The organism is Kribbella yunnanensis, from assembly GCF_039529655.1.
Lineage (GTDB): Bacteria > Actinomycetota > Actinomycetes > Propionibacteriales > Kribbellaceae > Kribbella > Kribbella yunnanensis.
The window spans coordinates 131,154-143,487 of sequence record NZ_BAAANF010000005.1 but is presented as its reverse complement, the minus strand read 5'-3'; the positions used below and the strand labels follow the sequence as shown (position 1 = coordinate 143,487).

Here is a 12,334-nt window from a genome sequence, read left to right as displayed (position 1 = left end):
GGGGGCGGGATCACGTGGGGTGTACGCGCCGGAGGCGCCAAAGGTGTTGTCGCCGCCGGAGGCGGTGTCCTTTCTTAGGCGCCTAGTTGGCGTTTTACTTCGGCGGAGACGGCGCCGCCGTCGGCTTTGCCTTTGACCTTGGGCTGGAGGGCGCCCATGACTTTGCCGATGCCTCGGGGGCCCAGGTCGGCGGCGCCGGTTTCGGCGATGGTTTCGGTGACCAGTACGGCGATTTCTTCGGCGGTGAGTTGTTCGGGGAGGTACTCGGCGAGGATGTCCGCCTCGGCCTGTTCTTTGTCGGCCAGTTCGGCGCGGCCGGCGTCGCGGTAGGCGATGACGGACTCGCGGCGCTTCTTCGCCTCGGAGCCGAGGACGTCGAGGATCTCGGCGTCGGAGAGCTCGCGGGCCTCCTTCCCGGCGACCTCGGCCTTGGTGACCGCGGTGAGCGCCATCCGCAGGGTGGACTTGCGGATCTCGTCGCGCGCCTTGAGGGCGGCGGTCATGTCGTCGTGCAGGCGCTGTTTCATTCCGGAGTTGGACATAGCAGAGATTGTGGCAGGCTGTGTGAATGAGTTTGCGCAGGATAGCCACCAACACCCTCAAGGCCACGGCTGCTGTCGGGGCCGTGGGGGCGGCTTGTGTGGCGTATGCGGCGGTCGTCGAGGTGCGGTGGTTCACGCTGCGCAGGGTGACGGTTCCGGTGCTGGCCGAAGGCTCGGCGCCGTTGAAGGTGCTGCACCTGTCCGACCTGCACCTGATGCCGACGCAGGAGAAGAAGATCGGCTGGGTCAACGACCTGGCCGCGCTCGAACCCGACCTCATCGTCAACACCGGCGACAACCTCTCCCACGAGAACTCGGTGCCGCCGCTGCTACGCGCGCTCGGTGATCTGCTCGATCTTCCCGGCGTCTTCGTGTTCGGCTCCAACGACTACTGGAAGCCGCACTTCAAGAACCCGGGCAAATACCTCCTGCCCGCAAACAAGCAGCGCCACAAGCCACACGGCCCCGACCTCCCCTTCGAGGAGATGCGCCGCGCCTTCACCGACGCCGGCTGGGCCGACCTCAACAACGCCAAGACGAGTCTCAAGGTGAACGGCCTGCGCCTCGACTTCGCCGGCACCGACGACCCCCACATCAAACGCGATCGGTACGGCGTGATCGCGGGCGAGGTGGACCCCTCGGCCGACCTCTCGATCGGGGTCACGCATGCGCCGTACCAGCGGGTGCTGAACGCTTTCGTCGACGACGGCTATCCCCTGGTGCTGGCCGGTCACACCCACGGCGGTCAGCTCGCGGTCCCGTTCTACGGCGCCCTGGTGACCAACTGCGACCTCGACGCCTCCCGGGTTAAAGGCCTGTCCACCTGGGGCACCAGCGGCCGCCAGGCGGCTCTCCACGTCTCGGCCGGACTCGGCACCTCGCCGTACGCGCCGGTCCGTTTCGCCTGCCGTCCGGAAGCGACATTGCTCACGTTGGTTCCCCGGGTAAACCCGATTTCGTCCCACGCCCCAGCGCATGTAAGCTAACGGCGATTCGGGCTGTGGCGCAGCTTGGTAGCGCGCTTCGTTCGGGACGAAGAGGTCGCAGGTTCAAATCCTGTCAGCCCGACCACGAGATTCAGGGTCAGTCACTCCGGTGACTGACCCTCAGTCTTTTCTCCGGAGGTGCGGTCGTGAAACCACGGGTCGTCGGGCCGGTCGTGCTTGGGCTCTGGGTGGCGTGGATCGCCGTACCGATCCTGCTCAGCTTCCTCGACGACTGGAGTGTCTTCCGGATCGTGATGCTGCTGTTCGCACCGTGGGCGGCGGTGCCGACGCATTGGCGCCGGCGGGTGCGGCTCGGCCGGGTGCTGCAGATCTTCGGAATCCTTCTCCTGCTGCTCATCCCCCTCGGAGGCATCCTCGGGCAGGTGCCGATCGTCTCCTACGTGAAGCTCGTCGCGCCCGTCGCCGTCCTCCCCTTGGTCTGGCTCTCGAACCGGCGCTGGTCCGCCGACCTACGCTTGCAGAGTGCAGCGAGTTGATCTGGGTGAGATCGAGTACGACGTCGCCGGTAAGCAAATGCAGGAGTGGGTCGCGGAACGCCAAGCGGGGACAGCGGAGGACCGGCTCTTCCTGCTGAGTCATCCGCCGGTGATCACCTACGGATCCCGTACGGCGGCCGAAGACCTCCCGCCCGAGACAGCGGGCATCCCGGCGGTTGCGGTCGATCGTGGCGGGTTCGCGACGTACCACGGTCCCGGGCAGCTGGTCGGGTACCTGGTGATCGACGTGAAACGGCGTGGGGTCGTGGATGTCGTGCGGTGGGTGGAGGACGGGCTGATCGAGGCACTCGGCTCGCTCGGGTTCCCACTCGTACGGCGGGAGACGCCGAAGGGCGCGAGCAGTCTCGTCGGGGTGTGGACCGCCGACGGGCGGAAGTTGTGCTCGATCGGGATGCGGATCCGGAAGGGTGTGACCAGCCATGGATTCTCGGTCAACGTCGCCCCCGACATGTCGGTGTTTCACACGTTCACGACCTGCGGGCTGCACGACGTCACGATGGTTTCGCTGGCCGAGTTGGCGGCTGAGAGTGGGCTGCCGGTTCCGGACGACACCGCCGTACGGGACGCGATCGCGCACTCCCTCGGAGCGGCCTGAGCCCGCTACTGTGCGGGGATGGACGAGAAGCCACCGCTCCCGCCGTTGCTGATCCTGGCCGTCGTCGGGCTGCTGTGCGGCTTCGCCACGATCGGTCTGGTGTGGGGCAGCGAGAAGGGCTGCGAACGCTTCCGGGACACCACGAACTGCGGCGCTCTCGGGCTGCCGTTGTTGCTCGTGATCGTGGTGCTGACGATGGTCGGCGGCGGGATCGCGTTGAGCCGGCTCGCGATGCCGCATCCGCGGCTGGTCGCGTTCCTCGGGGTCGCGTTCATGCTGGCCGTCGTCCTGGCCTTCCTGACCGGCAGCCTGTCCTCGCCGTGGACGCTGGCCGTCATCCCGGTACTGACCGCAATCACGTTCCTGCTCGCCAATCTGGTCGCCCGACTCCTGGAGCGCGCTGATGCCTGATCTGCCCGTCTACGACTGCCCGCGGACCCCGACCGCCCCGAACCTCGACGGGACGCTGACCGATCCCGCGTGGGAGGTCGCGCCGTGGACGACCGACTTCGTCCAGATCCTCGGCGAGGGCCCGGCGCCGCGGTTCCGGACCCAGGCGAAGCTGATGTACGACGACGACTACCTGTACATCGGCGGCAAGCTCGAGGAGCCGCACCTGTGGACGACGATGACCGAGCACAACAGCCGGCTGTACTTCGAGAACAACTTCGAGGTGTTCCTCGATCCCGACGGTGACGGCGCGAACTACTACGAGTTCGAGATCAACCCGCTCGGGACGATCTGGGAGCTCACCCTCACCAAGCCGTACGACGAGGGTGGCGAGGCGATCGATCCGACGAACCTGCCCGGGCTGCGCACCGCGGTCCATCTCGACGGCACGGTGAACGACCCGTCCGACACCGACACCGGGTGGACGGTGGAGATCGCCGTACCGTGGGTCGAGCTCGCGCAGTGGACGAAGACCAAGCCGACCTCGCCGGAGCCGGGTGACGAGTGGCGGATGAACCTGATGCGCTGCCAGTGGCCGCATGCCATCGCCGGCAACAGCTATGTGAAGGGCGCCGAGAGCGAGTTCTGGGTCTGGTCGCCGCAGTACGTCGCCAACATGCACTACCCACCGCAGTGGGGCGTACTGCGTTTCTGACCCACCCCACCTGCCGGGCGCTTGGGTGGCGGGGTAACAATGAGCTACGTGGAGTTCGGGGGCGGGGTCGTCAGTGCGGTCGAACGCGCCTGCGACACAGATCTGAGAACAGCACTTCGCCTGGTGGCTCGTTACTCGCGGTACTGGTGGTCACGCGGGCTGGAGGACGAGGCGGCCGCAGCGGCCGAGCGGGTCCTCAGCATGCTCGGCCGGACGGTACCGGTCGGGCTGGACGAGGAGTACCTGCTGGCCGTCATCCACGGCGCCGCCTCGGCCGAGCAGGAGCAGATCGAGCTCGCACAGCAGATCGTGGACACCACCGAGGGACCCTTCCGGTACTCCGCGACCGTGCTGCTGTGGTGTCTCGTGTTCGGCCCGTTCGAGCCTGCTGAGGTCGTGGAGGACGTGCTGACCCGCAACGAGGGCGGTGAGGCCTGGACCCGCGCAGCTGTCGAGCTGTGCCGCGGCTACCCCGGGCTGACCTTCGCAACGCCCGAGGTGTCCGCACAAGCCCTCCGTACGGCGCTGGGCCGGTTCCGGATGCTTGAGGACGACTGGGGGACGTTCCTGGCGCTCAGTGCGCTCCAGCAGTCGGTCGGTGCGCCACTGGAGCTCACCACCGAGGCACTCGAGCTGGCGGAACGACTCGGGCTGGACGAACAGGTCGGCGTACTGCTGTGTCGGCGTGGTGACCTGTACCGGGCGCAGGGGAAGCTGGACGCGGCTCGCCACGACTACAGCATGGCGCTAGTACTCGGGGAGCGCGCTGAGCTGCCGGAGACCGTTGCGGAGGCTCATATCGGACTGGCCCGGGCTGCCCGGTGCTGCGGGCACGTGCAAACCGCGCAGGCGCACCTGAGCGCCGTACTGGAACTGCCTGACTTGGAAGACGCGCACTATGAGGCGCGTCACGAGCTAGCGGCACTAGAGCGGCTGTCTGCGAGCGCTTAGAGTCGTCGACATGGACAAGACTTACGAGTCGCCGCAGGCCGCGGTCGCCGACATCGAGGACGGCGCGAGCCTCGCGGTCGGCGGATTCGGGCTGTGTGGCAACCCCATGCACCTGATCGCTGCCCTGCACGACAAGGGGGTGAGCGGGCTCAGCGTGGTGTCGAACAACTGCGGTGTCGACGACTGGGGCCTGGGCATCCTGCTCGCGGACAAGCGGATCGCGAAGATGACCTCGTCGTACGTCGGGGAGAACAAGGAGTTCGCGCGGCAGTTCCTGTCCGGTGAGCTGGAGGTCGAGCTGACCCCACAGGGCACGCTGGCCGAGAAGCTCCGGGCCGGCGGGTGCGGGATCGCCGCCTTCTTCACGCTGGCCGGGGTCGGTACGCAGGTCGCGGAGGGTGGGCTGCCGCAGAAGTACAACACCGACGGCACGGTCGCGAAGGCCTCGGCGCCGAAGGAGACCCGGGAGATCAACGGTACGACATACGTGCTGGAGGACTCGATCACCACGGACTTCGGGCTGGTGCACGCTTTGCGCGGTGACACCCACGGGAACCTGGTCTTCGACCGGAGTGCACGGAACTTCAACCCGCTGGCCGCGATGGCCGGCCGGGTGACGATCGCGACCGTCGAGGAACTGGTCCAGCCTGGTGAGCTGGATCCGGACTCGATCCACCTGCCGGGTGTGTACGTCCAGCGAGTGGTTGCTGTTGGCAAGGACATTGAGAAGCGGATCGAGAAGCGAACCGTACAGCCTGCGAAGGAGGCGTGACCCATGCCGTTGACGCGTGAGCAGATGGCGGCCCGGGCCGCGGCCGAGCTCGAGGACGGTTCGTACGTGAACCTCGGGATCGGCCTGCCGACGCTGGTACCGAACTACATCCCGGACGGTGTGACCGTCGTACTGCAGTCGGAGAACGGGATTCTCGGCGTCGGTCCTTACCCGGTGGACGGGGAAGAGGACCCGGACCTGATCAACGCCGGCAAGGAGACCGTGACGACGTTGCCGGGGGCGAGCTTCTTCGACTCGTCGCTGTCGTTCGGGATGATCCGCGGCGGCGCGATCGACGCGGCGATCCTGGGCGCGATGCAGGTCTCGGCCACCGGCGACCTGTCGAACTGGATGATCCCCGGCAAGATGGTCAAGGGGATGGGCGGCGCGATGGACCTCGTGCACGGCGCCAAGAAGGTGATCGTGCTGATGGAACACGTCGCCAAGGACGGTTCGCACAAGATCCTGACCGAGTGCGACCTGCCCTACACCGGGCGCGGAGTCGTCGACCGGATCATCACGGACCTCGCCGTACTGGATGTCACCTCCGACGGGCTTCGGTTGGTCGAGCTCGCTGACGGTGTGTCCTTCGAGGAGCTGCAGGAGAAGACCGGGGCCCCGATAAGTCATTAGATCTGGGGACGCGATCGGACAGTCGACACGGCGAACCTTGAACTCGTCAGCGAGTTCAAGGAGGCCGGATCGTGAAGTACCTGGATCGAGCTCTGTGCAGCCTGCGGCACCTGGAGGTGCGGTGCTCCATGCTGCCCACGGACGGGCCGTACGCCGAGGCGAAGGAGTACTGCCTCAGCTTCTCAGCGAATAAAGGTGGTCTCGGGGAGGGCGTGGCGCCAGACCCCGTACTGCGGATGCTGCCGCAGGTGCTGGTCGAAGAACGCGGGGATGTACGTGCGGAGAGCGCGTAGGACGGCCGCTGGGTCGGCGGAGCCGATCGTGTTCGCGATCAGCTCTGGTGGGACGGTGAAGAAGCGCTGGAACCACGGGATCAGCACTTGGTGGTCGATGAAGCTGTAATGCCTTCCGTTCGGGAGGTTGAGGTCGCGTTGCCAGCCGGTCGAGTTCTCCCAGAACATCCGCCAGGACGGCTCGGTGTGGTGGGTCATTGGACCGCCGTTCGGGCCGGTACCGCCGGTGCCGAAGAGCAGGAACGGGCGGTCGGTGCCGTGTTTGACGGCCGGCACCGAGGCGGGGTCGGGGTAGCCGTAGCCGAGCTGTCCGTCGAGGTCGATACCGGCGCGGACCCGGCGGTCGACATCCATCACGTCGGCCGCGGTGATCCCGCCGGCCGAGTGCCCGAAGGCGCCGATCTTGCGGAGATCGAGGATCTGTCCGAGACCGTCCGGGAGGCGGCGGTGGGCAGCATCCGGGTTGGTACCGCGGGCGAGCTTCGTGAGTTGGTCGAGCACGAACCGTACGTCGGCGATCCGGGTCGCGCGGGCGGTGAGCGCGTACCCGGTGGCGGGGAGGGTTTGGACCTCGAGCCGACCGCCGGGGAATTCGACAGCCGCCGCCTCATACGTGTGGTCGACGGTCACGACGACGTACCCGCGGCTCGCGAGCTCGGCGACGATCACCGAGGCGAGCCCACGCGGTACGCCGAACCCCGGTGAGAACACGACCACCGGGTAGCGGCCTCGTCGTACGGGAGCCATCAGTACGCCGTGACTGCGCGCGCCCACCCAGTCGATACTCCCGACCGGCTGCTGGAGCGCGCTCGCCGCCCCCGCGCCGTACACCTCAGCCGTCCCCGGCGGTAGGTAGGCGGCCCGCTCCCCCACGGCCTGGGCCGGGTACCAGACGCTCACCATCAGCTCGCGAGTCCGGCTCGGCACCCACGGGTCCGCCCGCCCCTCATCCACCAGATGCAGCTCAGTGGTGCCGACAGGAAATGGCCCGGTAGGCCGCGGAAAGCGCAACTGCACGGCAGTGCGGGCGGGAGGGCGAAGCCTGGTGGCGCCCGCCGGGGTGAGCGTCGTGGCGCCGGGCGCGGTGGTGGGGGCGCCGAACGGAGCGAAGGCGGCGGCGTGGGGTGCGGCGACGCCGGCTGATCGGGCGAGCGTGCCGGGGGTGAGCGCGGCGGCGGACGGGGTGACCGCGGCGGAGCCGGTGGTCCAGGGGGCGGGCGGCTGCGCTCCTCCCCCTCCACCGAGCAGGCCGGAGGACTGGGCGGCGCGGGCGGCGGGAGTTAGGAGGGCGGTGGTGAGGAGGAGGCGTCTGGTGAGCATGGGTACAGGCTCGCGGGACCACCTTCACCTCTTCGAGTGGCGGAAGGCACCTGTTGGGGGTGACGAAAGTCGGGTATGACGGACGGGTGGAGCTGGAGGTGTTGGTGGTGGGCGGTGCTGGGGTCGACACGATCGTGCGGGTACCTGGGTTGGAGCTGGGTGGCCGGGAGACGGTGGGGGTCGGACCGATCGAGACCTATGTGGGACACACGGGGCACGGGGTTGCGCTCGGGTGTCATCTGCTGGGGGTTCCGGCCGGGTTGGCGGATGTGATCGGGGAGGACGACGAGGGGTTCCGGATTCGGCAGTTGTACTGGGATCTGCAGATGCCGCTGTACTTCGTGCAGCATCCGAACGGGACGCGACGGTCGGTCAATCTGGTGACGCCAGACGGGGAGCGGGTGTCGTTCTACGACGGGCGGCATCCGGCGGGGCTGCGGGTGGATCCGGAGTTGTGGCGGCCGGGGATCTCGCATGCGCGGCATGTGCATGTATCGATCATGGATTTCGCTCGGCATGCACTCCCGGACGCGTTGGCCGCGGAGCGGACGATCTCGACCGACCTGCACGACTGGGACGGGCGGAACGACTACCACCGGGACTTCGCGACCTCGGCGGACATCGTGTTCGTGTCGGCCAGTGCGTTGCCGGATGACGCGGTGAGTTGGATCTTTGGGCATGGGCGCGCGCAGGTGGTCGTCGTAATGGCCGGGGCGGATGGGAGTTATCTGCATCTCCCGGGTGAGCCGCCGAAACACATTCCGGCACTCGAGCTGGCGGATCGGCCGGTCGTCGACACGAACGGGGCCGGGGATGCGTACGTGGCAGCGTTCCTGGCGCGGTGGCTGGATGGGGTGAGCTGGTACGACGCCGCTCAGGCCGGGACGATCGCCGGGGCCTGGGCCTGCGGGTCGGCAGGTACCCACACGAACCTGATCACCGCTGAGGAGCTCGCTGCTCGAAGTGCCTAGCCTGCTCGAAGTGGATGGCTCGAATGAAACAGTCCCGCGGCTGACCAACAGCGAACAACACACAGTCGATAACGGACTGCGCGGTGAGCTCGGCACCGGTCTCCCGCGGACCGTCCTGAACGAAGTCCGGCGGGAAGAGCGAGATCACCCGGATGCCTTCCGGACGAACGCGCTCGGACAGGATCTCGGCGTACCCGGCCTGCGCATGCTTCGCGGCATAGAAGGCGGCATGCGCGGTCGACCGATGCTGCCCGTTCTCCCCCGCGGCCGAGATCAGGTTGACGATGTCGGGCCGCTCCGACTCCCGCAGCAGCGGAAGCAACCGCTCGGTCAGCAGCACAGTCCCGATCCCGGCTCCAGCAATCGCATCGGAGATTTCCTCGGGCGACGCCGTCTCCTGTAGATACCGCGCCGCGCTGTTCACCAGCACATCCAGGCGATCCACTTCGAGCGCTGCAATCGACGCCGGATCCGCGAGATCCAGTACGGCGGCCTCCGCCGTACCGCCCGCTGAACGGATCACCCCCACCGTCTCCTCAGCAGCACCCATCGTCCGCGCGGTAACAACCACCTCTGCACCCCGCGCAGCAAACGCCACCGCCAACAGCCGCCCGGTATCCCGCCCAGCCCCAGTCACCAACACCCGCACACCCTCAACTCCCATCCCCCAACCCAACCACGCCCCCAGCCGACGCACCCAACACCCAAGATCCGCGCCCACCCAGCGGGCACCCCCCATCTCAAGGGGCAACCCCCCATCCGAGGGGATATCCCCCGACCCGAGGGGTTGCCCCCTCACCTTCCCCATGGGCAACCCCCCACCTCAGGGGATATCCACCGAGGTGGGGGGTTGCCTGGCTGAGACGAGGGGTTGCCCGTTGAGCTGGGGGGTTGCCCACTCAGATTTTCGGGGGGCAAGGCCCCATCTGAGGGGATATCCATCGAGATGGGGGGTTGCCCCTTGAGATGTGGGTGGGTGGGTGGGCGGAGGGGGCGGAGGGGGTTAGGCGCGGGTCATGGGTGGGTGGAGGGTGGTGGCGGGGCCTCGGCGGAAGAGTTGGGCGGGGCGGCCGCCGTCTCGGGTTGTGGTGGTGGCGGTGGGTTCTACGAAGCCGGGGGTCTTCGTCACCTTGCGGTGGAAGTTGCGGGGGTCTAGGGGGGTGCCCCAGACGGCCTCGTAGATGGTGCGGAGTTCGGAGATGGTGAATTCGGGGGGACAGAAGGCGGCGGCGAGCGGGGAGTACTCGAGTTTGGCTCGGGCTCGTTCGACGGCTTCGGTGAGGATCTGGTGGTGGTCGAAGGCCAGGCGGGCGGGGTCGGCGAGGAGGTCCGGGGCGGGGACCCAGCGGGCGGACTCGGCGTCGGTGCCGGCGACCGGGGTGGGGAGGTCGGGGACCAGGGCGAGGTAGGCGACACTGACGACGCGACCGCGGGGGTCGCGGCGAGGGGCGCCGTACGTCGCTATCTGCTCGAGGTGGATGCGGTCGGTGGCGAGGCCGGTTTCCTCGGTGAGTTCGCGGCGGGCGGTCTCTTCCAGGTCCTCGTTCTCGCGGACGAAACCGCCGGGGAGAGCCCAGCGACCGCGGTACGGCGCGATGCCGCGGCGGATCAGGAGCACCTGCAGAGCGGCGTCGCGGACGGTCAGGATGACCAGGTCGGTGGCGAGGCCCAGCGGCACGAAGTCCATGACGAACCACTCTAATCGTCACCTTGACGAGAAGTCACGTAACCCCTTATCGTCAAAGTGACGACAAGGGAGAGACATGGCAGACATCACGCGGTTCCGCTTCATCAGTCACCTGCGGGCCAACCCGACCACCCACGTGCGGCACCTGCGCAACGGGAAGGTCGCGCACGACGGCGCCGGCCAGGCGTTCTGGTTCCGGGCGCTCAATTCCTCGCTGAGCGAGATCCCGGTCGACGACCGTGAGCAGCCGCTGCTGTTCCACGGGCGGACCCAGGACTTCCAGGACGTGGCTGTGCAGGCGACTGTCACGTATCGCGTGGTTGACCCGGGGTTGGCCGCGACTCGGCTGGACTTCGGGATCGACCCGGACACGGGGATGTGGCGGTCCACTCCGCTTGAGCAGCTCGGTGGGTTGCTGACTGAGCTCGCGCAGCAGACCGCACTCGACCTGCTCGCCCGGATGAGCCTGACCGAAGCACTGTCCGAGGGTATGACGCAGCTGCGGCGGGCGGTCGGCGCCGGACTGCGGGAGGATCAGCGGCTGACTGGGCTCGGGATTGGTGTCGAGGATGTCCGGGTGGTCGCGGTCCGGGCCGAGCGGGATGTCGAGAAGGCGCTGCAGACGCCGACCCGGGAGATGGTCCAGCAGGCTGCGGACAAGGCGACGTACGAACGGCGTGCGATGGCGGTTGAGCGCGAGCGTTCGATCGCGGAGAACGAACTGCAGAACCAGATCGAGCTCGCGCGTCGCGAGGAGCAGTTGGTCAACCAGCGCGGTCAGAACGAGCGCATGCGCGCCACCGAAGCGGCCGCCGCCGGTCAGATCGAGACGCAAGCTGCCGCCGGTCGGCAGCGGGCACTCGCCGAGTCCGAGGCGGACGCGAAGCGGGTCGTCGGCGCGGCCGAGGCCGCGGCGGAGAAGGCAATGCTCGACGCGTACGCCGAACTGGACCAGGGCACGATCCTCGCAATGGCAATCAAGCAGGGCGCCCTACCGGAGATCGGCACTCTGAACCTGACCCCCGACCTCATCACCCCACTGCTGACCAAGCTGACGGCCTAACATGCCACTTCCACCTAGAGCGGTGATTGTGCATCGGGCGACCGAGTTGACTGAGTTGATTGGGCGGCATGGGACTCGGCAGCAGGCTGGGTTCTTTCTGGCTGGGCGCGGGCGGGATCTGGCTGAGTTGGACGCGCGGCACCAGGCTCAGGTCGAGGCGCTGGCTACGGTTTCGGCGGCTATTCCGCTGGACTGGCGGCGTACTGTTGCCGAGCGCAACGATCTCGACCGGTTCGTGTTCGGGCCGGAGGACGTGGTGATCGCGGTCGGGCAGGACGGGCTGGTCGCCAACGTGGCCAAGTACCTGGACAGCCAACCGGTCATCGGCATCAACCCCGAGCCGGGCCGCAACCCCGGTGTCCTCGTCGCCCACGAGCCAGCAAAGATCACCGAACTCCTCGCCGTACGTGAGGTCGCGGAACGGACCATGGTCGCCGCGACCACCGACGACGGGCAGCAGTTGATCGCCCTCAACGAGGTGTACGTCGGTCATCGGACCCACCAGTCCGCGCGGTACTGGCTCGACGAGGAGCGGCAGTCATCGTCCGGGATCCTGATCGGTACCGGAACCGGGTCGACGGGCTGGTGCCGTTCGGCCTGGCAGGAACGCCATAGCGCGCTCACACTTCCAGGACCGGTCGACCCGACTCTGTGCTGGTTCGTCCGGGAGGCCTGGCCGTCGCCGGCGACCGGGACCGACAACACCGAGGGCCTGCTGAAGGCGCCCGACACGTTGACGATCACCGCCGAGTCGGACCTGGTCGTCTTCGGGGACGGCATGGAGTCCGACACCCTGACCATCAGTTGGGGGCAACGCCTCGAGATCGGCGTCGCCCCCGTGAAACTGCATCTGGTGGTCTGATCACTCGCCGGGTAGGTAGCCCAGCTCCGGAGCCCA

At 67.8% G+C, this 12,334-nt stretch carries 15 protein-coding genes and 1 tRNA gene; 12 read left to right on the top strand and 4 right to left on the bottom strand.

The features are described from left to right. Window positions 1-74 precede the first annotated feature (74 nt). Window positions 75-542 carry a GatB/YqeY domain-containing protein gene (locus tag ABD231_RS09430; protein WP_344148222.1) on the bottom strand — a complete coding sequence of 156 codons (468 nt, stop codon included), beginning with the start codon at window positions 540-542 and terminating at the stop codon, window positions 75-77. A 32-nt stretch (window positions 543-574) separates the two neighbouring features. Between ABD231_RS09430 and ABD231_RS09425 the strand changes: the two genes are divergently transcribed. The 9 genes from ABD231_RS09425 to ABD231_RS09385 all read left to right on the top strand — a co-directional run bounded on the left by ABD231_RS09425 (window position 575) and on the right by ABD231_RS09385 (window position 6,102). Continuing rightward, window positions 575-1,528 carry a metallophosphoesterase gene (locus ABD231_RS09425; protein ID WP_425554162.1) on the top strand — a complete coding sequence of 318 codons (954 nt, stop codon included), beginning with the start codon at window positions 575-577 and terminating at the stop codon, window positions 1,526-1,528. Between the two features lie 8 nt (window positions 1,529-1,536). Then, window positions 1,537-1,613, top strand: a tRNA-Pro gene (locus ABD231_RS09420). A gap of 61 nt (window positions 1,614-1,674) precedes the next feature. Then, on the top strand, window positions 1,675-2,025 hold the full coding sequence (locus ABD231_RS09415) for a hypothetical protein (protein WP_344148216.1): 351 nt from the start codon (window positions 1,675-1,677) through the stop codon (window positions 2,023-2,025). Next, window positions 2,012-2,641: a lipoyl(octanoyl) transferase LipB gene (lipB, locus tag ABD231_RS09410; protein WP_344148214.1), complete on the top strand. Its 630-nt coding sequence runs from the start codon at window positions 2,012-2,014 to the stop codon at window positions 2,639-2,641. The genes ABD231_RS09415 and lipB overlap by 14 nt, the downstream gene beginning before the upstream one ends. 18 nt (window positions 2,642-2,659) lie before the next feature. Next, window positions 2,660-3,052 (top strand): hypothetical protein, encoded by a 393-nt coding sequence (locus ABD231_RS09405; RefSeq protein ID WP_344148211.1) that lies wholly within the window; start codon window positions 2,660-2,662, stop codon window positions 3,050-3,052. Further along, a complete protein-coding gene (locus ABD231_RS09400) occupies window positions 3,045-3,746 on the top strand; it encodes a carbohydrate-binding family 9-like protein (protein WP_344148208.1) in 702 nt (233 codons plus the stop codon). The genes ABD231_RS09405 and ABD231_RS09400 overlap by 8 nt, the downstream gene beginning before the upstream one ends. A gap of 39 nt (window positions 3,747-3,785) precedes the next feature. Continuing rightward, window positions 3,786-4,697 carry a hypothetical protein gene (locus tag ABD231_RS09395; RefSeq protein WP_344148206.1) on the top strand — a complete coding sequence of 304 codons (912 nt, stop codon included), beginning with the start codon at window positions 3,786-3,788 and terminating at the stop codon, window positions 4,695-4,697. A gap of 10 nt (window positions 4,698-4,707) precedes the next feature. Then, the gene (locus ABD231_RS09390) at window positions 4,708-5,469 is read left to right on the top strand and encodes a CoA transferase subunit A (protein ID WP_344148203.1); all 762 of its coding nucleotides are present in this window, start codon (window positions 4,708-4,710) and stop codon (window positions 5,467-5,469) included. A gap of 3 nt (window positions 5,470-5,472) precedes the next feature. Next, window positions 5,473-6,102, top strand: a complete 630-nt coding sequence (locus ABD231_RS09385) for a CoA transferase subunit B (protein WP_344148200.1) — start codon at window positions 5,473-5,475, stop codon at window positions 6,100-6,102. Between the two features lie 182 nt (window positions 6,103-6,284). Here the strand turns inward: ABD231_RS09385 and ABD231_RS09380 are convergent, their stop codons facing one another. After that, entirely contained in the window at window positions 6,285-7,715 is a 1,431-nt protein-coding gene (locus ABD231_RS09380; protein WP_344148197.1) for an alpha/beta hydrolase family protein, read from the bottom strand. Between the two features lie 59 nt (window positions 7,716-7,774). Here ABD231_RS09380 and ABD231_RS09375 point away from each other — a divergent pair, with 59 nt between their 5' ends. Next, window positions 7,775-8,686, top strand: coding sequence for a carbohydrate kinase family protein (locus ABD231_RS09375; RefSeq protein WP_344148194.1), 912 nt, complete (start codon window positions 7,775-7,777; stop codon window positions 8,684-8,686). Here the strand turns inward: ABD231_RS09375 and ABD231_RS09370 are convergent. Together ABD231_RS09370 and ABD231_RS09365 are read right to left on the bottom strand one after the other, a co-directional pair. Then, window positions 8,652-9,350: an SDR family oxidoreductase gene (locus ABD231_RS09370; RefSeq protein WP_344148191.1), complete on the bottom strand. Its 699-nt coding sequence runs from the start codon at window positions 9,348-9,350 to the stop codon at window positions 8,652-8,654. The two genes, ABD231_RS09375 and ABD231_RS09370, sit on opposite strands and share 35 nt — an antisense overlap. 339 nt (window positions 9,351-9,689) lie before the next feature. Further along, the gene (locus ABD231_RS09365) at window positions 9,690-10,373 is read right to left on the bottom strand and encodes an NUDIX hydrolase (RefSeq protein ID WP_344148188.1); all 684 of its coding nucleotides are present in this window, start codon (window positions 10,371-10,373) and stop codon (window positions 9,690-9,692) included. 76 nt (window positions 10,374-10,449) lie between these two features. Here ABD231_RS09365 and ABD231_RS09360 point away from each other — a divergent pair, with 76 nt between their 5' ends. Together ABD231_RS09360 and ABD231_RS09355 are read left to right on the top strand one after the other, a co-directional pair. Then, window positions 10,450-11,436, top strand: coding sequence for an SPFH domain-containing protein (locus ABD231_RS09360; RefSeq protein ID WP_344148185.1), 987 nt, complete (start codon window positions 10,450-10,452; stop codon window positions 11,434-11,436). A 46-nt stretch (window positions 11,437-11,482) separates the two neighbouring features. After that, window positions 11,483-12,298, top strand: a complete 816-nt coding sequence (locus ABD231_RS09355) for an NAD(+)/NADH kinase (protein ID WP_344148182.1) — start codon at window positions 11,483-11,485, stop codon at window positions 12,296-12,298. The last annotated feature ends 36 nt before the right edge of the window (window positions 12,299-12,334 follow it).